Origin of the sequence: Staphylococcus sp. SM3655, assembly GCF_016917315.1 — a bacterium.
In the GTDB taxonomy this organism is placed as follows: Bacteria; Bacillota; Bacilli; order Staphylococcales; family Staphylococcaceae; genus Staphylococcus; species Staphylococcus aureus.
Genome location: NZ_CP070305.1, coordinates 2,514,638 through 2,533,870 on the forward strand (window position 1 = coordinate 2,514,638; position 19,233 = coordinate 2,533,870).

Annotated in this window: 16 protein-coding genes; 3 read left to right on the forward strand and 13 right to left on the reverse strand. The window is 32.7% G+C overall.

Features of this window, described 5'->3' with window-relative positions:
• Positions 1–187 precede the first annotated feature (187 nt).
• The 4 genes from ystJ to JQN76_RS12270 form a co-directional block, all read right to left on the reverse strand.
• The gene (ystJ, locus tag JQN76_RS12255; protein ID WP_000058389.1) at positions 188–1,417 is read right to left on the reverse strand and encodes an NADP-dependent malic enzyme; all 1,230 of its coding nucleotides are present in this window, start codon (positions 1,415–1,417) and stop codon (positions 188–190) included.
• Between the two features lie 449 nt (positions 1,418–1,866).
• Positions 1,867–5,064 (reverse strand): DNA polymerase III subunit alpha, encoded by a 3,198-nt coding sequence (locus JQN76_RS12260; RefSeq protein WP_001836688.1) that lies wholly within the window; start codon positions 5,062–5,064, stop codon positions 1,867–1,869.
• 20 nt (positions 5,065–5,084) lie between these two features.
• Positions 5,085–6,026, reverse strand: coding sequence for a pApA hydrolase Pde2 (gene pde2, locus JQN76_RS12265; protein WP_000626076.1), 942 nt, complete (start codon positions 6,024–6,026; stop codon positions 5,085–5,087).
• 508 nt (positions 6,027–6,534) lie between these two features.
• Complete coding sequence (locus tag JQN76_RS12270; protein WP_000160435.1) at positions 6,535–7,833, reverse strand: CBS domain-containing protein; 1,299 nt, start codon at positions 7,831–7,833, stop codon at positions 6,535–6,537.
• A gap of 204 nt (positions 7,834–8,037) precedes the next feature.
• Between JQN76_RS12270 and JQN76_RS12275 the strand changes: the two genes are divergently transcribed.
• The gene (locus tag JQN76_RS12275) at positions 8,038–8,451 is read left to right on the forward strand and encodes a universal stress protein (RefSeq protein ID WP_000277601.1); all 414 of its coding nucleotides are present in this window, start codon (positions 8,038–8,040) and stop codon (positions 8,449–8,451) included.
• 304 nt (positions 8,452–8,755) lie between these two features.
• Here JQN76_RS12275 and JQN76_RS12280 read toward each other — a convergent pair whose 3' ends face one another.
• Positions 8,756–9,445: a metal-dependent hydrolase gene (locus tag JQN76_RS12280; RefSeq protein ID WP_000777190.1), complete on the reverse strand. Its 690-nt coding sequence runs from the start codon at positions 9,443–9,445 to the stop codon at positions 8,756–8,758.
• 174 nt (positions 9,446–9,619) lie between these two features.
• Between JQN76_RS12280 and JQN76_RS12285 the strand changes: the two genes are divergently transcribed.
• Complete coding sequence (locus JQN76_RS12285; RefSeq protein ID WP_000161674.1) at positions 9,620–10,675, forward strand: M24 family metallopeptidase; 1,056 nt, start codon at positions 9,620–9,622, stop codon at positions 10,673–10,675.
• 93 nt (positions 10,676–10,768) lie between these two features.
• Here JQN76_RS12285 and JQN76_RS12290 read toward each other — a convergent pair whose 3' ends face one another.
• Complete coding sequence (locus JQN76_RS12290; protein ID WP_001789984.1) at positions 10,769–10,867, reverse strand: hypothetical protein; 99 nt, start codon at positions 10,865–10,867, stop codon at positions 10,769–10,771.
• 123 nt (positions 10,868–10,990) lie between these two features.
• Positions 10,991–12,109: an alanine dehydrogenase gene (gene ald / locus JQN76_RS12295; protein ID WP_000689998.1), complete on the reverse strand. Its 1,119-nt coding sequence runs from the start codon at positions 12,107–12,109 to the stop codon at positions 10,991–10,993.
• Between the two features lie 140 nt (positions 12,110–12,249).
• Between ald and JQN76_RS12300 the strand changes: the two genes are divergently transcribed.
• On the forward strand, positions 12,250–12,750 hold the full coding sequence (locus tag JQN76_RS12300) for a universal stress protein (RefSeq protein ID WP_000634175.1): 501 nt from the start codon (positions 12,250–12,252) through the stop codon (positions 12,748–12,750).
• 245 nt (positions 12,751–12,995) lie between these two features.
• Here JQN76_RS12300 and JQN76_RS12305 read toward each other — a convergent pair whose 3' ends face one another.
• The 6 genes from JQN76_RS12305 to JQN76_RS12330 all read right to left on the reverse strand — a co-directional run bounded on the left by JQN76_RS12305 (position 12,996) and on the right by JQN76_RS12330 (position 19,133).
• Positions 12,996–14,198 carry an acetate kinase gene (locus JQN76_RS12305; protein ID WP_000040063.1) on the reverse strand — a complete coding sequence of 401 codons (1,203 nt, stop codon included), beginning with the start codon at positions 14,196–14,198 and terminating at the stop codon, positions 12,996–12,998.
• An 87-nt stretch (positions 14,199–14,285) separates the two neighbouring features.
• On the reverse strand, positions 14,286–15,233 hold the full coding sequence (locus JQN76_RS12310) for a class I SAM-dependent methyltransferase (RefSeq protein WP_001836686.1): 948 nt from the start codon (positions 15,231–15,233) through the stop codon (positions 14,286–14,288).
• Positions 15,234–15,355: 122 nt separating this feature from the next.
• Positions 15,356–15,850, reverse strand: coding sequence for a thiol peroxidase (gene tpx, locus JQN76_RS12315; protein ID WP_000136253.1), 495 nt, complete (start codon positions 15,848–15,850; stop codon positions 15,356–15,358).
• Between the two features lie 97 nt (positions 15,851–15,947).
• On the reverse strand, positions 15,948–16,718 hold the full coding sequence (locus JQN76_RS12320; RefSeq protein ID WP_000365316.1) for a sulfite exporter TauE/SafE family protein: 771 nt from the start codon (positions 16,716–16,718) through the stop codon (positions 15,948–15,950).
• 43 nt (positions 16,719–16,761) lie between these two features.
• The gene (gene thiI, locus JQN76_RS12325; RefSeq protein ID WP_000872655.1) at positions 16,762–17,985 is read right to left on the reverse strand and encodes a tRNA uracil 4-sulfurtransferase ThiI; all 1,224 of its coding nucleotides are present in this window, start codon (positions 17,983–17,985) and stop codon (positions 16,762–16,764) included.
• Positions 17,985–19,133, reverse strand: coding sequence for a cysteine desulfurase family protein (locus tag JQN76_RS12330; RefSeq protein ID WP_011447028.1), 1,149 nt, complete (start codon positions 19,131–19,133; stop codon positions 17,985–17,987). Before JQN76_RS12330 ends, thiI begins: the two co-directional genes overlap by 1 nt.
• Positions 19,134–19,233: the final 100 nt, after the last annotated feature.

Consider the following 19,233-nt stretch of genomic DNA (forward strand, 5'->3'; position numbering starts at 1 on the left):
CCTCCAAATAACCTCTGTTCTAACCATTTAGAGCCTTAAACTGAACTTGACCAGTTAAAAACGGGTTTAAATTTATTTGATTTATATTCGTTTGACTGTTGAATGTTTATCATAAACTTTCGTTTTCATCATTTTAATGACTCTTTATTGCTAACTTTTAAGCAATTTAATTAAACGTTAATTATTTTTATTGTAAATCTGTAAGTTTCATTGTTTTATCATACACATCTTGCGGATCAACTTCAATCCTAGCTACTCCAGATTCCATTGCCGCTTTAGCAACATTACGAGCAACTGATGGCGCTACACGTTTATCAAACGGTCCTGGGATACAGTAGTCTTCATTTAATTCAGAACTATCGATTAAATCAGCAATCGCTTCTACAGCTGCCTTTTTCATTTCTTCATTTATATGTGTAGCTTCAACCTCTAATGCACCTCTAAAAATACCAGGGAAAGCTAATACATTATTAATTTGGTTAGGATAGTCTGAACGTCCTGTACCAACAACTCGTGCACCTGCCGCTTTGGCATCATCAGGTATTATTTCAGGATTTGGATTAGCCATTGCAAATATAATTGGATTATCTGCCATACTCTTAACCATATCTTGTGACAGCGCATTAGCTACAGAAACTCCGATAAATACATCTGCGTCTTTTACGACTTCTTCTAAAGACCCTTCAATCTTATCTTTATTTGTCCATTTAGCTACAACATCTTTCGTAGGATTCATACCATATGAACGTCCTTCAAAAATTGCGCCTCTTGAGTCACACATAACCATATTTCTTACACCATACGCGTATAGTAATTTAACAATGGCTATTCCTGCTGCACCAGCACCATTTAGTACAACTTTTATTTTAGCAATATCTTTGTTAACAACTCTCAATGCATTTACCAAACCTGCCATTGTTACAATTGCTGTACCATGTTGATCGTCATGGAATACCGGAATATTAGTTTCTTTTTTCAATCGTTCTTCAATTTCAAAACAACGTGGTGCCGAAATATCTTCTAAATTAATACCACCATAATTAGGTTCTAACAACTTAACTGTTTTAATGATTTCTTCGGTATCAGTTGTATTTAACGCAATAGGCACCCCATTGATACCAGCGAAGCTTTTGAATAATACTGCTTTACCTTCCATTACAGGAATACTTGCTTCAGGTCCAATGTTACCTAAACCTAATACCGCTGTTCCATCAGTAATAACTGCAACTGTATTTCCTTTAATTGTGTAATCATATACTTTTCTTTTATCTTCATAAATATCTTTACACGGTTCAGCAACGCCAGGTGAGTATGCTAAACTTAATTCCTCTTTATTAGTAACTTTTACATTTGGTTTAACTTCTAATTTACCTTGATTACGTTTGTGCATTTCCAATGCTTCATCTCTTAATGACATGAAATCAGCCCCTAATTCAATATTTATTTTTAAAAAATAACTTGGATAAAACGCATTACATTATAAAAGTAAAAATATTGGGTAAATCTGAATGAGTAAGAATTTATGGTTTTGATTATGTAACACAAATAGCGATAAACGATAATAAAATAATATTTATAAAGATACATTAAACCATACTATCTAAAGATATACCTTTAATTATTATAATGGATAGCAAAAACCAATATATCAAAAAGTTATTATTTTTCCGCACGATATATCGACAAAATTCTTTACTCAATTTATGTATACTGCTTTTTGTGCTAATTATTCTTATGGATTAATCAATAATGTAAAGTGAAACTCATAAAAATAATAAGCATAAAAAACTAATATAAACGCAAACTGATGGTTAAAAAATATCTAACCATCAGTTTACTATATCATAATTTATTAGTTGATAAAAGTTATATAAGCCTAATATCACTAGGGTTAAAGGATTGTATAAAATTATTAAACATACTATCTTTTTGATTAATATAGCCTAAAGTAGTCATTTGTTTAATCGTTTCATCATAAAAGGATAACATAACATCATTAGCATTCTCTTTCGTAGCTTTAATCATCTCTTCAAACATATCTATTTGTGATTTATTTCTAATTATAATTTGTTTGGCAAATGCTAATTTTTGTTCTTCAAAAGTGGCTAATGTTTGAATCTCATTTATAATTAGTTGCCGTTGTTGCTTTCTATGGTCAAATTTCCCGCTAACTATAAACAAGTCATTATGTGATAACAACTCTTCATACTTTTTAAACTGATTAGGGAAAATCACACCATCTAAAGTTTCAATGCCATCATTTAATGTGACGAATGCCATATTTTGACCATTTTTAGTTCGAATTTGTTTAACTTTATCAAACTGTACTAATATAGGTTTATTATTCTGCGCGTTACTCAATTTAAATATCGTTAAATATTGTTTGGCAACAAACTTTTTATCTACTGGGTGTTGCGAAACATAAAATCCTAAATATTCTTTTTCGTACTGACTAATAAGTGCATCAGGCAATTCTTCTTTATCTTCATACATCTGTTTTGGCGTTAAAATATCAAATAAAAAACCATCTTGTTCAATGTTTAAATCGCCATCCAACACTTGATCAATAGCTTGCAACAACGTTGAACGTGTTTTACCAAAAGCATCAAACGCTCCCACTAAAATTAGTGCTTCAAGTAACTTTCTCGTTTTGACTCTCTTCGGTATACGTCTAGCAAAATCAAAGAAATCTTTAAATTTGCCGTTCTGATAACGTTCATCAACAATCACTTTCACACTTTGATAACCAACACCTTTAATTGTACCAATTGATAAATAAATGCCTTTTTGGGAAGGTTTATAAAACCAATGACTTTCGTTAATGTTCGGTGGCAATATAGTGATACCTTGTTTTTTTGCTTCTTCTATCATTTGAGCAGTTTTCTTCTCACTTCCAATAACATTACTTAAAATATTTGCGTAAAAATAATTTGGATAATGGACTTTTAAAAAGCTCATAATGTATGCAATTTTAGAATAGCTGACAGCATGTGCTCTAGGAAAACCATAATCAGCAAATTTTAGAATCAAATCAAATATTTGCTTACTAATGTCTTCGTGATAACCATTTTGCTTTGCACCTTCTATAAAATGTTGACGCTCACTTTCAAGAACAGCTCTATTTTTTTTACTCATTGCTCTTCTTAAAATATCCGCTTCACCATAACTGAAGTTTGCAAATGTGCTCGCTATTTGCATAATTTGCTCTTGATAAATAATAACACCGTAAGTTTTTTTTAATATAGGTTCTAAATGCGGATGTAAATATTGAACTTTGCTTGGATCATGTCTTCTTGTAATGTAAGTTGGAATTTCTTCCATTGGACCTGGTCTATACAAAGAAGTTACAGCAACAATATCTTCAAAGTGTTCCGGCTTTAATTTTTTTAATACACTTCTTACACCGTCAGACTCTAATTGGAATATGCCAGTCGTATCTCCTTGCGACAACAATTCAAACACTTTTTGATCATCAAACGGAATCTTTTCGATATCAATATTAATACCTAAATCTTTTTTGACTTGTGTTAAGATTTGATGAATAATCGATAAGTTTCTCAACCCTAGAAAATCTATTTTTAATAACCCAATACGTTCGGCTTCAGTCATTGTCCATTGCGTTAATAATCCTGTATCCCCTTTCGTTAAAGGGGCATATTCATATAATGGATGGTCATTAATAATAATTCCTGCCGCATGTGTAGATGTATGTCTTGGTAAACCTTCTAACTTTTTACAAATACTGAACCAGCGTTCATGTCGATGGTTTCGATGTACAAACTTTTTAAAATCGTCAATTTGATATGCTTCATCAAGTGTAATTCCTAATTTATGTGGGATTAAACTTGAAATTTCATTTAATGTAACTTCATCAAACCCCATAATTCTTCCAACATCTCTAGCAACTGCTCTTGCAAGCAGATGACCGAAAGTCACAATTCCAGATACATGTAGCTCGCCATATTTTTCTTGGACGTACTGAATGACCCTTTCTCGGCGTGTATCTTCAAAGTCAATATCAATATCAGGCATTGTTACACGTTCTGGGTTTAAAAAACGTTCAAATAATAGATTGAATTTAATAGGATCAATCGTTGTAATTCCCAATAAATAACTGACCAGTGAGCCAGCTGAAGAACCACGACCAGGACCTACCATCACATCATTCGTTTTCGCATAATGGATTAAATCACTTACTATTAAGAAATAATCTTCAAAACCCATATTAGTAATAACTTTATACTCATATTTCAATCGCTCTAAATAGACGTCATAATTAAGTTCTAATTTTTTTAATTGTGTAACTAAGACACGCCACAAATATTTTTTAGCTGATTCATCATTAGGTGTCTCATATTGAGGAAGTAGAGATTGATGATATTTTAATTCTGCATTACACTTTTGAGCTATAACATCAACCTGCGTTAAATATTCTTGGTTAATATCTAATTGATTAACTTCCTTTTCAGTTAAAAAATGTGCACCAAAATCTTCTTGATCATGAATTAAGTCTAATTTTGTATTGTCTCTAATAGCTGCTAATGCAGAAATCGTATCGGCATCTTGACGTGTTTGGTAACAAACATCTTGAATCCAAACATGTTTTCTACCTTGAATCGAAATACTAAGGTGGTCCATATATGTGTCATTATGGGTTTCAAACACTTGTACAATATCACGATGTTGATCACCGACTTTTTTAAAAATGATAATCATATTGTTAGAAAATCGTTTTAATAATTCAAACGACACATGTTCTAATGCATTCATTTTTATTTCCGATGATAGTTGATACAAATCTTTTAATCCATCATTATTTTTAGCTAGAACAACTGTTTCGACTGTATTTAATCCATTTGTCACATATATTGTCATACCAAAAATCGGTTTAATGTTATTTGCTATACATGCATCATAAAATTTAGGAAAACCATACAATACATTGGTGTCAGTTATGGCAAGTGCATCAACATTTTCAGACACAGCAAGTCTTACGGCATCTTCTATTTTTAAGCTTGAATTTAACAAATCATAAGCCGTATGAATATTTAAATATGCCACCATGATTGAATGGCTCCTTTCTATTAGTTTAGTTTTGTGCGTAAAGCTGTAGCAAGTTGCTCAAATTCATCCCAGCTGTCCACTGAAACTCCTGACGCATTCGGATGACCACCGCCACCAAAATCTTGCGCAATATCATTAATAATCAATTGCCCTTTAGAGCGTAAGCGACATCTTATTTCACTACCCTCATCAACTGCAAACACCCATATTTTCAAACCTTTGATGTCAGCAATTGTATTAACAAACTGAGATGCTTCATTTGGCTGAATACCGAATTGCTCCAATACATCTTCAGTTATTTTAACTTGGCAGAATCCATCATCCATAAGTTCGAAATGTTGTAAAACATAACCTTGAAACGGCAACATTTTTGGATCCTTCTCCATCATTTTATTTAAAAGCGCATTATGATCAATATCATGCCCAATTAACTTTCCAGCAATTTCCATAGTATGTTCTGAGGTATTGTTAAAAAGGAATCGCCCAGTATCACCGACGATACCAAGATATAAAACGCTCGCGATATCTTTATTAACAATTGCTTCATCATTAAAATGTGAGATTAAATCGTAAATGATTTCACTTGTAGATGACGCGTTCGTATTAACTAAATTAATATCACCATACTGATCAACTGCAGGATGATGATCTATTTTAATAAGTTTACGACCTGTACTATAACGTTCATCGTCAATTCGTGGAGCATTGGCAGTATCACATACAATTACAAGCGCATCTTGATATGTTTTATCATCAATGTTATCTAACTCTCCAATAAAACTTAATGATGATTCCGCTTCACCCACTGCAAATACTTGCTTTTGCGGAAATTTCTGCTGAATATAGTATTTTAAACCAAGTTGTGAACCATATGCATCAGGATCTGGTCTAACATGTCTGTGTATAATAATTGTATCGTTGTCTTCGATACATTTCATAATTTCATTCAAAGTACTAATCATTTTCATACTCCCTTTTTTAGAAAAGTTGCTTAATTTAAGCATTAGTCTATATCAAAATATCTAAATTATAAAAATTGTTACTACCATATTAAACTATTTGCCCGTTTTAATTATTTAGATATATTTTTTCATACTATTTAGTTCATAACGATTATAGGACATCAAGCAATATTATACTAGCAACAGTTGACCAAATAAAAATGCACAAATAACAAGCTTTATTTAATTCAGGGGCCCCAACATAGAGAAATTGGACCCCCAATTTCTACAGACAATGCAAGTTGGGGTGGGGCCCCAACATAGAGAATTTCGAAAAGAAATTCTACAGACCATGCAAGTTGGGGTGGGGCCCCAACATAGAGAATTTCGAAAAGAAATTCTACAGACCATGCAAGTTGGGGTGGGCCCCAACATAGAATGTGACGTAATGTCAGCTTACTATAATGTGCAAGTTGGGCTCCAACGTTTGTGCGAAATCTATCTTATGCCTATTTTCTCTGCTAAGTTCCTATACTTCGTCAAACATTTGGCATATCACGAGAGCGCTCGCTACTTTGTCGTTTTGACTATGCATGTTCACTTCTATTTTGGCGAAGTTTCTTCCGACGTCTAGTATGCCAAAGCGCACTGTTATATGTGATTCAATAGGTACTGTTTTAATATACACGATATTTAAGTTCTCTATCATGACATTACCTTTTTTAAATTTACGCATTTCATATTGTATTGTTTCTTCTATAATACTTACAAATGCCGCTTTACTTACTGTTCCGTAATGATTGATTAAAAGTGGTGAAACTTCTACTGTAATTCCATCTTGATTCATTGTTATATATTTGGCGATTTGATCGTTAATTGTTTCACCCATCTGAGGCTGTCTTCCTAAAAGTTGCATAGACTTTAAAACATCTTGTCTATTAATCACACCCACTGTCTTTTTATTACTCGAAACGACAGGAATCAATTCAATACCTTCCCAAATCATCATATGCGCACAACTTGCTACCGTACTCATAGCATTTACATAAATAGGATTTCGCGTCATCACTTTATCTATTTCGTCGTCGTCCTTTGTATTAATCATCTCTCGACTTGTTACAATACCTACTAATTTATACGACTCATTGACTACCGGAAATCTTGTATGGCCAGTTCGATTCGCCATACGCTTATAATCTGCTATTTTCATCGTATCAAACAGCACAGACAAATCATCTAATGGCGTCATTATATCTTGAACTATTAAGATATCTTTTCGTATTTTCTGATTAAAAAGTGCTTTGTTGATAATATTTGCAACTAGGAATGTATCATAACTTGATGATAGAACAGGTAAATCATGTTCATTCGCAAAATTAATAACTTTATTAGATGGCTTAAATCCACCAGTAATTAATATAGCCGTACCTCTTTTTAAAGCTTCAATCTGCACATCTTCGCGATTTCCGACAATCAATAATGTCTTTGGACCAATATATTTTAAAATATCTTTGAGTTCCATTGCTCCAATTGCAAATTTAGATACCATCTTAGTGATACCTTTATTGCCACCTAACACTTGGCCATCAATAATATTGACAATTTCATTAAAAGTTAAATGTTCAATTTCATTACGATTACGTTTTTCGATTCGAACCGTACCAACACGATCTATCGTTGCGACCATGCCCATTTTATCAGCATCTTTAATTGCACGATATGCTGTCCCTTCAGATACGTTTAAAAATTTAGCGATTTTACGCACCGAAATTTTAGAGCCTATAGATAACGATTCAATATAATCTAAAATTTGTTCATGTTTTGTCATTCTTTACCTCTTCTTTTCGAACAGTATTAACTACATTATAACTTTATTTTGGATAAAAAGCATTGAAGTGAAATGAAATAATGATCGTTTCACCTATTTTATTTTTTGAAAATATACAACAAACACAAAGATCACAAAATCTTTAATTTTAAATGGAAAAATCCATTATTATTTATTAGAATGTAAGTGAGGAGGGATGTACTAATGTATAAAAATATATTACTTGGTGTAGACACTCAGTTAAAAAATGAAAAAGCACTAAAAGAAGTGTCTAAATTAGCTGGCGAAGGTACAGTCGTAACAGTTTTAAACGCAATCAGCGAACAAGATGCTCAAGCATCAATTAAAGCAGGTGTTCATTTAAACAAACTTACTGAAGAACGAAACAAGCGATTGGAAAAAACACGCAAAGCTTTAGAAGATTATGGTATTGATTATGACCAAATAATTGTTCGTGGTAATGCAAAAGAAGAACTATTAAAACATGCTAATAGCGGTAAATACGAAATTGTTGTTTTAAGTAACCGTAAAGCAGAAGACAAAAAGAAATTTGTACTTGGAAGTGTCAGCCACAAAGTAGCAAAACGTGCGACTATCCCTGTATTAATCGTTAAATAAAATTTTTATCCAGAATCACAAATAATCTTTCAATCATGATGCAGTCTCAAACGACTGATTAAACACAAGAAATGATTATGACTGTGGTTCTGGATTTTTTATATCGTAGTAAATTTATAATCAATGTCTAATTGTATAAAACTAAAATTACGAGAGTAGGTCAGAAATGATAAAGAACCACTGATGTCCCCCGTCCACGTCGTAACTGAATCAGTAGAATATAAAAACACCCACTAAAAATATGCAGACGATAACTTCCACATAGATTAGCGAGGTGTTTTTTAGTGTAAAATCTATATTCTATTTAAAACTGAACAGATTCACCTGGTTTTAAAATTTGCACGTCCCCTACATTAACAGCATCTTTAAATTGTTGTGGATCTTGTTCGATTAATGGGAATGTATCATAATGAATCGGTACAGAAATTTTTGGTTTAATAAATTCATTAATAGCATAACTTGCATCATCAATACCCATCGTAAAATTATCTCCAATTGGTACAAAACATACATCAACTGGATGACGTTTCGCAATAAGTGACATGTCACTAAACAGACCTGTATCACCAGTATGATAAATTGTTTTTCCTTCAACTTCAAACACGATACCCATTGGCATACCTAAATAAACTGGAATACCATTTTCATGTGTAAAACTTGAACTATGAAATGCTTGAACAAATTTAACGCTTCCGAAATCAAAGTTTACTTTACCACCAATATTCATACCATGAACATTTTCAACACCGTGATATGAAGAAAGATAGTCAGCCATTTCTGCACTTCCAATTACTGTTGCTCCTGTTTTCTTTGCTAGTTCCACAACATCACCAAAATGATCAAAATGACCGTGCGTTAAAACGATATAGTCTACCTGCACTGTTTCAATATTCAAATCACACTTAGGGTTATTTGAAATAAACGGATCTACGATAACCTTTTTGTTGTTCCCTTCTAAATAAATCGTTGATTGACCATGAAATGATAACTTCATTTGAGCATCCTCCTATCAATTGCTATATAAATTTAGTACCCTTTTGCCACTTAATTATAACAAATTCTCAAATTTTAAAAATTGAAAATCTAGTTAATGTATTAGCTCGATTTTGAAATCTAATAATAATTGGCATAAAATGGAAGTAATATTATGTTGAGGAGTGTTTATAAAATGACAAAAATATCAAAAATAATAGACGAACTGAACAATCAACAAGCTGATGCAGCATGGATTACAACACCGTTGAATGTATATTATTTTACTGGATACCGTAGCGAACCCCATGAAAGATTATTTGCATTATTGATTAAGAAAGATGGTAAACAAGTACTATTTTGTCCAAAAATGGAAGTCGAAGAAGTCAAAGCATCACCTTTCACAGGTGAAATCGTTGGATATTTAGACACTGAAAACCCTTTTTCACTTTATCCTCAAACAATCAATAAATTACTAATTGAAAGCGAGCACTTAACAGTAGCACGCCAAAAACAATTAACCTCTGGTTTCAATGTCAATTCATTCGGAGATGTTGATTTAACAATCAAACAATTGAGAAATATTAAATCCGAAGATGAAATTAGCAAAATACGTAAAGCTGCTGAGTTAGCAGATAAGTGTATCGAAATAGGTGTTTCTTATTTAAAAGAAGGTGTGACTGAACGTGAAGTAGTCAACCATATTGAGCAAACTATCAAACAATATGGCGTCAATGAAATGAGTTTTGATACGATGGTTTTATTTGGAGATCATGCCGCATCACCTCATGGCACACCAGGAGATCGCAGATTAAAAAGCAATGAATATGTACTATTTGATTTAGGTGTAATTTATGAGCATTATTGTAGCGATATGACACGTACCATTAAATTTGGTGAACCTAGCAAAGAAGCACAAGAAATTTATAATATTGTATTAGAAGCAGAAACATCTGCAATCCAAGCAATTAAACCTGGAATACCTTTAAAAGATATCGATCATATCGCTAGAAATATTATTTTAGAAAAAGGTTATGGTGAATATTTCCCTCATCGCTTAGGTCATGGTTTAGGATTACAAGAACATGAATATCAAGATGTTTCAAGTACTAATTCTAATTTGTTAGAAGCTGGCATGGTTATTACAATCGAACCAGGTATTTATGTACCAGGTGTTGCAGGTGTAAGAATTGAAGATGACATACTTGTCACTAATGAAGGATATGAAGTATTAACACATTACGAAAAATAAGGAGTGGGATAAAAATGAAAAGCTTGTTACAAGCGCATTCTCATTCAGTCAAACACTGCCAATATAACATTGTAGCGCCTAAGACATAAATTTTTATCCAAGTCTAAATGCAATATGTAACAAACAAGCTAGAAACACATATGCAGGTATGTTCATCAGTAACATGTAATGAATCAAATCAATATCATTCATGTTCGATGATTTCTTCGCATTGTTTCTAGCTTTAATTTATCATTATTTAATTTTAATAACCAAGGAGATGATAACGTCATTCTTTAGTACGCTGTAATCCATTCCCTTTTCATTAAATTCAAATTATAATTGTAATGCTTCTTCTACAGATTTATATTCCATTTCAAATGCCTCTGCAACGCCTTTATTGGTTACATGACCTTTGTAAGTATTTAAACCTAATGATAATGGTTGATTTGATTTAAATGCTTCTCTATACCCTTTATTAGCTAGCATGAGCGCATAAGGTAGCGTAGCATTATTTAAAGCTAACGTCGAAGTACGCGGTACTGCACCTGGCATATTTGCAACTGCATAATGAACCACACCATGCTTAATATATGTAGGATCATCATGTGTCGTAATTTTATCAGTTGTTTCAAAAATACCGCCTTGATCAATAGCAATGTCAATAATAACTGACCCATTTTTCATTTGTTTAATCATGTCTTCTGTTACAAGTCTTGGCGCTTTAGCACCTGGAATTAAAACTGCACCTATTACTAAATCACTTTGTTTAACATACAACTCAATATTCAACGGATTTGACATAATTGTATGTACACGTCCACCGAATAAATCATCTAATTGTTGTAAACGCTTTGGATTAACATCTAAAATCGTAACATCTGCACCTAGTCCTAGTGCAATTTTAGCTGCATTTGTTCCTGCTTGACCACCACCGATAATAGTTACTTTACCTTTAGGTACTCCTGGAACACCACCTAGTAGAATTCCCATACCACCATTGAGTTTTTGTAGGAACTCTGCACCAACTTGAGCTGACATTCTTCCTGCTACCTCACTCATTGGTGATAACAATGGTAAAGATCGGTCTGGTAACTGCACAGTCTCATATGCAATACTAATTACTTTTCTATCTATCAAAGCTTGTGTTAATTTTTCTTCATTTGCTAAATGAAGATAAGTGAATAATACAAGCCCTTCTTTAAAATATGGATATTCAGATTCAAGTGGTTCTTTAACTTTAATAACCATATCCACATCCCAAACTTTTGCTTGTTCAGCAACAATCTCAGCACCTGCTTCTTTGTAATCTACATCTTCAAAGAACGATCCTGAACCCGCATTTGTTTCCACTAAAACAGTATGCCCACTTTCTACTAAAGCGTGCACACCACTTGGTGATAAACCAACACGATTTTCATTATTTTTAATCTCCCTTGGTATACCAATTTTCATACCATCCACCTCCATAATCATCTTAACGCGAACATTTTGAAAGCGCAATCAAAAATCCACAAAATTGTAAAGGTTATTACACTGACTTTTCCGAAAATTGTGGTAAAATATAATTAAGAAAGAACAAGGAGGCACTTACTATGATTACTTACAAAAATATTTTAATCGCAGTTGACGGTTCACATGAAGCGGAATGGGCATTTAACAGAGCAGTTGGTGTTGCTAAACGTAACGATGCGAAGTTAACAATTGTGAATGTAATTGATTCAAGAACGTATTCTTCTTATGAAGTTTATGATGCTCAATTTACTGAAAAATCTAAGCATTTTGCAGAAGAATTATTAAATGGTTATAAAGAAGTAGCTACTAACGCTGGTGTTAAAGATGTAGAAACGCGTCTAGAGTTTGGCTCTCCTAAATCTATCATTCCTAAAAAGCTTGCACATGAAATTAATGCAGACTTGATTATGAGTGGTACATCAGGCTTAAATGCCGTGGAAAGATTTATTGTTGGTTCTGTATCAGAATCTATCGTTCGTCATGCGCCATGTGACGTGTTAGTTGTTCGTACTGAAGAGTTACCAGCAGACTTCCAACCACAAGTTGCAACAACTCAATTACGTGAAAAATATCAAAATTAAATATAGATGATCATTAGATAACTACTTGATCATTATGAACCAAGTGCAACTTTCTGCACTTGGTTTTTTATTGTTTATAAATAAAACTCATTTAATAATGTTTTCATAATCTTCTTCGACTACTTAATTCTTTAAGATATTCGTGAAAAGAGACATTACACTAGTTAATTTTCAAACAATACAAAAAGCGTCTACCTCCTACATATAATTGTAGCGGAGATAGACGCTTAATATTTATTTAAAAATTATTTTAAACCACCGAATGTCATAACATCACGGGCAATCATACTTTCTTCATCTGTTGGAATAACGACAACTTTAACTGGTGAATGAGGATAGTTAATAAATCCTTCTTTACCACGTAGTAAGTTTTCATTTTTCTTAGGATCCCAGTAAACACCCATAAATTCTAAGCCTTCAAGAACTTTCGCACGAATTTCTACTGAGTTTTCACCGATACCTGCTGTAAATACGATAACATCAACACCATGCATTCTCGCAGCATATGATCCAATATATTTGTGAATTTTAGAAGCAAATACATCTAAAGCCATTTGTGAACGTGCTTTACCTGATTCAGCTTCTTCTGATAAGTCACGTAAATCACTAGATGTACCTGATAATCCTAATAAACCTGATTCTTTGTTTAAGATTTCCAATACTTGTTCAGCAGTTTTACCTGTTTTTTCCATAATAAATGGAATTAAAGCAGGGTCAATATTACCAGAACGAGTACCCATTGTTACACCAGCAAGTGGTGTGAAGCCCATTGATGTATCAATAGATTTACCGCCATCGATAGCTGCAATTGATGCTCCATTACCAATGTGACATGAAATAATACGTAAATCTTCAATTGGCTTATCTAACATTTCTGCCGCTCTTTGTGATACAAATTTATGGCTTGTACCATGGAAACCATACTTACGAATGCCATAATCTTTATAATAATGATATGGCAAGCTGTATAGATATGCTTTTTCAGGCATTGTTTGATGGAATGCTGTATCAAAAATTGCCACATGAGGGATATTTGGTAATAATTTACGGAAAGCACGAATACCCATCAAGTTAGCTGGGTTGTGAAGCGGTGCTAATTCGCTTAATTCTTCAATTTCCTTTTCAACCTCATCAGTAATAGCTACTGATTCAGGGAATTTTTCACCACCATGTACAACACGGTGACCTGTTCCATCGATATCGTTAATATCATTAATAATATTGTGCGCTTTAAAAGCATCCAACATGATATCAACTGCCTCAACGTGATCCTTGATATCTTGTACTGTTTTAACTTTTTCCCCGTTGACTTCAATTGTAAAAATTGAATCCTTCAATCCGATTCTTTCTATTAAACCTTTTGTTACTAATTCCTCTTCAGGCATTCTAATTAATTGAAATTTTAATGATGAACTACCAGCATTGATAGCCAAGATTAATTTTGACATAAGTAATGATCCTCCATCGTTTGCTTTTTATACTATTTCATTTCTCATTTTATCATTCATACAGTTTTATGACTATACTATTACAGATTATTTTTTAGGACGATTTGTGTCCATCCACTGATTTAACTCTGTCATAAATCCTTGAAATTGTGAAGGATTTTTGAAATCAGGAATATTTGCCAATAATACTTCAACTGGCTTTGTTTCACCCGATTTTTTCTTTTGTAAAATTAATATAGATTTTCGCGCTTTTTCATTTTTAAATAAAGTTGGTGGTAAATTTAAAAATGCTTGCATCTCTGTCTCTGTTGCAATATATTTTTCAAGCTGTTTTACATGTTCACCTGTAAAAATATTACTTGGTACCACTAGAAAGGCATATCCAGCATCTTTTAATATATTTATTGCTTGTTCTATTAATAAATAATGTGAATAACTATGTCCTTCTTCAAAACCTAGCTTAAACTCCTTACTTCTTTCATCAATTGGATAATAGCCTACTGGAAAATCACCAATAACGATATCTATTTCTTCTAATGGTAGTGGCATGATGGCATCTTGAGGATACACATCGAAAGGAATTTCTAAGAAGTTTGCTAAATGTACACTAACACGTGATAAAACTGGATCAACTTCAATTAAATGATGCATAACCGCAATTTCAGGTAACACTTCTTTTACAGTAGCACTTAAATGACCGGCACCACTTGCAATATCAACAATATGTAATTCTTCTTGGTTGTTCATAAAACGCTCAACTAAAAATCCTAGTATCAATCCAATTGAATCTGGTGTAATTTGATGATTTGCTTGTATCTTTTCTTCCTGCATTAAACTTAAATATGCAAATTGGAATGCTTTACGTCGATCTTGTAACGTCGATTGTTCTAACAATCCTCTTTCATTGGTATATACTTGTTCCATTGCTAGCCCAAGATTTTCAATAAAACTTTGGCCATTTTCATTATTTAATGTTTTAGCTTTTTCATCTAATGTATGAAACAAGCGTTCCATAATTGTTTGTTGTTCTGCCATATTCGTCCCTCTCCAATAAAAAGTGCCCATAGGTCTTAGCAATCATAGAAAACAATTCTATTTTAATGCTGTTGACAACGATGGACACGATGTATACATTTTAAGATTTATCTCTTTAATGATTAAATATTTTTGTATGCAGCTAAAGCAGCATCAAAATCTGGGAAATCAGTACCTTCACTAACGATTTCTTTATAAACAACTTTATTATCTGCATCTAATACAAATACTGCACGAGCTAATAAGCGAAGTTCTTCCATAACAACGCCATAGTTTTCACCAAATGATAAGTCACGGTGGTCACTTAATGTAATGACATTGTCTAAACCTGCTGAAGCGCACCATCTTTTTTGTGCGAATGGTAAGTCTGCTGAAATTGTAAGCACAATCCCCTCTTCTTTAGAAGCATCAGAGTTGAATTTGCGAGTCTGCTGATCACAAACACCTGTATCAATTGATGGTACCACACTAATTAATTTCTTTTTACCAGCATAATCTGCTAATGTTACTTGATTTAAGTCATTATCTAACACTGTAAAATCAGGTGCAAAATCACCTTCATTAATTTGTTGACCTTTTAAGTGGATTGGTCCACCTTTGAATGTTATTTCAGTCATATACTTGACCTCCTGCATTTTAAAATTCTAACTACATCATACGACAATTTATGGTTTGATTACAATTTTCATGCTTTAATCAAAAGCAAATTTAATTTTATACAAATTGTTGAATATAATCAAAAGCATTTTTTAAAATTAAAATAGCAGTAATAATAATAAATAATACTTTTACATAACCAACACCTTGTTTAATAGCAAAATGAGCCCCAGCATATGACCCAGCAATCATACTTATAGCCATAATTAAACCTATTACATAATCTACTTGTCCTAATACCATAAATAATACAAGCGCACCTATATTAGAAGCAAAGTTCAAAACTTTAGCATTTCCTGCTGCACTTAAAAAATCAAAACCAAAGATTAACAATACAAAAAGCATAAATGAACCTGTTCCCCCACCTACAAATCCATCATAAAAGCCGATTAATATAAAAAGTGCTGCAAATATTATGGCTTTCTTAAATGTAAATTGAGTAAACGTACGTGTATTGCCCCAATCTTTTTTAAGTAATGTGAATATAAACACCGACGAAAGTGCAATGATGATTAAAGGTTTCAATATTTGTGACGGAACCATCGTTGCAATATATGCGCCACATGCAGATGCCAAAAATACAAAACCAAATAATTTGGCAACAACAAATAAGTCCACTTTACCGGACCTTATAAACTTTATCGTACTAGTTAAAGAACCAAATGAACTTGCCAATTTATTTGTACCTAAAGCTACAGATGGTGGTAGACCGATTGCTAATAATGCTGGCGTAGAAATTAAACCGCCACCCCCTACAACCGAATCTATAAACGCCGCGATAAAACCAAATAAAATTATGATTATAATCATCGTTAAGTTCAAATCCATAGTTTAACATCCCCTTATGTTTAAATTTACTCTAGGATTTTATTTATAAAAAGTCGTTTATTAATTGGTTTGTTTGCTGTTCTTTAATAGTTTTATAATCACTAGTTATTTCAAGTGTTTCAATATTTTCAACAGCACGATTAATCATCTCTTCAAAATCAAAGACACTTTCATATTGGACTACCTTATCAAAGTTTGGTTCGGTTACTGGATTTTTAGGGGTGAAAATTGTACAACAATCTTCAAATGGTTGAATAGATGTTTCAAATGTACCAATTTCTTTCGATTTAATAATAATTTCTTCTTTATCGTAAGTTAATAAAGGACGTAATACAGGAGTAGAAGTTACATTATTAATTGCATACATGCTATGAAGTGTTTGACTGGCTACCTGCCCTAGGTTTTCACCATTTACAATAGCTAAAGCCCCTATTTGATGTACTAATTTATCAGCAACACGCATCATCATACGTCTCGTTGAAGTCATTGTATATCTTGGATGTACAACTTTATTTACCTGTTTTTGCAATTCTGTAAATGGTACAATATGCAATTTAATTGGTCCAACACGTTCAGCTAAAATACGTGTCAATTCAATAACTTTTTCTTTTGCTTGATCACTTGTAAATGGTGGACTATGGAAATGAATCGCTTCAATTGTTACGCCACGTCTCATCACTTCCATCCCAGCAACTGGTGAGTCTATACCGCCTGAAAGCATTAGTAACGTCTTACCACCAGTACCAACTGGTAATCCACCTGAACCCGGAACAACTTCTTCATACATATAAATTGCATCTAATCTAACTTCCACTCGAATTTCATGATCTGGACGTTTGACATTCACTGAAATATTGTCGAAGTGCTTCAATACTGCACCACCCAATTCACGCTGTAATTCATACGTATCCATTGGGAAATTTTTATCGGCACGCTTCACATCAATTTTAAATGTGCTGTTTTCTTCAAATTGCTGCGCAAATTTAATTGCCGCTGTACTTATTGCCTCTATTGTTTTTTCTACTTTTAATACTGGACTAATAGATTTAATACCGAAAATTTTTGATAATCGATATGTTATTTCATTTATATCTGCATGGTCTTCAAGTTCAATATACATACGATCTCGTTTGCCTTTAACGACAAACCCATCAAGTCCTTTTAATGACTTATTTACATTATTTCTTAATTGATTTACAAATTTCTTTCTATTTGAACCCTTTAATGTTAACTCCCCGTATCTAACAAGCAAGTGATCATACTTCATTATTTTAGCAACTCCTTAATTTCCTCATAAATGATGATAAATATTTCTTTAAACCTCGCTATATCTTCTTTAGTTGTAGTAGCCCCAAATGATAATCTTATACTACCTTCAATAGATTTGTCTGATAATCCCATTGCAGCCAATACTTCATTTAATTTATTACGTTTAGATGAACAAGCACTTGTCGTAGATATCATAATGTCATATTTTGAAAAAGCATTAACTAATACTTCACCTTTTACGCCAGGAAAACTAATATTTAAAACGAATGGTGAACCTGAAGTTGAAGAATTAATATAAACTCCATGATATTTATTTAAAAATTGACGGACGTCATTATTTAACTCAGTAACAAATGCATTCAATGCTTCAAAGTTTTCATTAGCTATCTTCATCGCTTTAACCATTGCAATATCATTTGGCAAATTAACTGTTCCACTTCTAACGCCATATTCTTGACCACCACCATGGACAGTTGGTTCAACATTTTGAATGTGATTTACAAGTAAGACGCCTTGTCCTTTTAAACCATTAAACTTGTGTCCACTTAAACTAATACTATCTATGTTATTGAGATCCATTGAAATTTTGCCGAATGCTTGAACCGCATCTACATGAAAATGTGCCTTAGGATAATTTTTTATAACTTTAGCCATTTGTGGAATAGGCTGTATTTGTCCAGTTACATTATTTACATACATACATGTTACTAAACCGACTTTGTCTGACATTAATTCTTTGAAGTGTTCTAAGTTAATACTGCCATCTTTCTTTACATCAACATATTTAACTTTAAATCCTTCGTGTGCTTCCAAATATCTTACAACCTCTAATACGGACGGATGCTCTAACACGGATGTAATTATTTCCTTCGCTGTATCAAATTTACGATAGGCAATACCTTTTAAAGCAAGATTATTGGATTCAGTTGCACCACTAGTGAATACAACATCATAATTTGTTTTTGAATTAATCATTGCATTAATTTGGGTTTTTGCTTGTTGTAGTAATTGATTTGCCTGCAAACCAGCTTTATGCGGACTATTCGGATTATAATACATTGATTGATTTACTTTTAAATAAGTATCTAACACTTCTTCAAATGCTTTCGTCGTTGCCGCATTATCTAGATATATCAAAATAAACACTTCTCTTTCATTAATCATCAATCGTTAAAATTGTTTTACTCAAGCATTATACTATTATCCGACAAAAAATAAAGGTTATAGCGCAAAATAATCTTATTTC

Bases quoted from the DNA above. Each gene is read 5' to 3' on its own strand.
- ystJ (WP_000058389.1), bottom strand. From the start codon at position 1,417: ATGTCATTAAGAGATGAAGCATTGGAAATGCACAAACGTAATCAAGGT.
- JQN76_RS12260 (WP_001836688.1), bottom strand. From the start codon at position 5,064: ATGGTGGCATATTTAAATATTCATACGGCTTATGATTTGTTAAATTCA.
- pde2 (WP_000626076.1), bottom strand. From the start codon at position 6,026: ATGATTAGTACTTTGAATGAAATTATGAAATGTATCGAAGACAACGAT.
- JQN76_RS12270 (WP_000160435.1), bottom strand. From the start codon at position 7,833: ATGACAAAACATGAACAAATTTTAGATTATATTGAATCGTTATCTATA.
- JQN76_RS12275 (WP_000277601.1), top strand. From the start codon at position 8,038: ATGTATAAAAATATATTACTTGGTGTAGACACTCAGTTAAAAAATGAA.
- JQN76_RS12280 (WP_000777190.1), bottom strand. From the start codon at position 9,445: ATGAAGTTATCATTTCATGGTCAATCAACGATTTATTTAGAAGGGAAC.
- JQN76_RS12285 (WP_000161674.1), top strand. From the start codon at position 9,620: ATGACAAAAATATCAAAAATAATAGACGAACTGAACAATCAACAAGCT.
- JQN76_RS12290 (WP_001789984.1), bottom strand. From the start codon at position 10,867: ATGAATGATATTGATTTGATTCATTACATGTTACTGATGAACATACCT.
- ald (WP_000689998.1), bottom strand. From the start codon at position 12,109: ATGAAAATTGGTATACCAAGGGAGATTAAAAATAATGAAAATCGTGTT.
- JQN76_RS12300 (WP_000634175.1), top strand. From the start codon at position 12,250: ATGATTACTTACAAAAATATTTTAATCGCAGTTGACGGTTCACATGAA.
- JQN76_RS12305 (WP_000040063.1), bottom strand. From the start codon at position 14,198: ATGTCAAAATTAATCTTGGCTATCAATGCTGGTAGTTCATCATTAAAA.
- JQN76_RS12310 (WP_001836686.1), bottom strand. From the start codon at position 15,233: ATGGCAGAACAACAAACAATTATGGAACGCTTGTTTCATACATTAGAT.
- tpx (WP_000136253.1), bottom strand. From the start codon at position 15,850: ATGACTGAAATAACATTCAAAGGTGGACCAATCCACTTAAAAGGTCAA.
- JQN76_RS12320 (WP_000365316.1), bottom strand. From the start codon at position 16,718: ATGGATTTGAACTTAACGATGATTATAATCATAATTTTATTTGGTTTT.
- thiI (WP_000872655.1), bottom strand. From the start codon at position 17,985: ATGAAGTATGATCACTTGCTTGTTAGATACGGGGAGTTAACATTAAAG.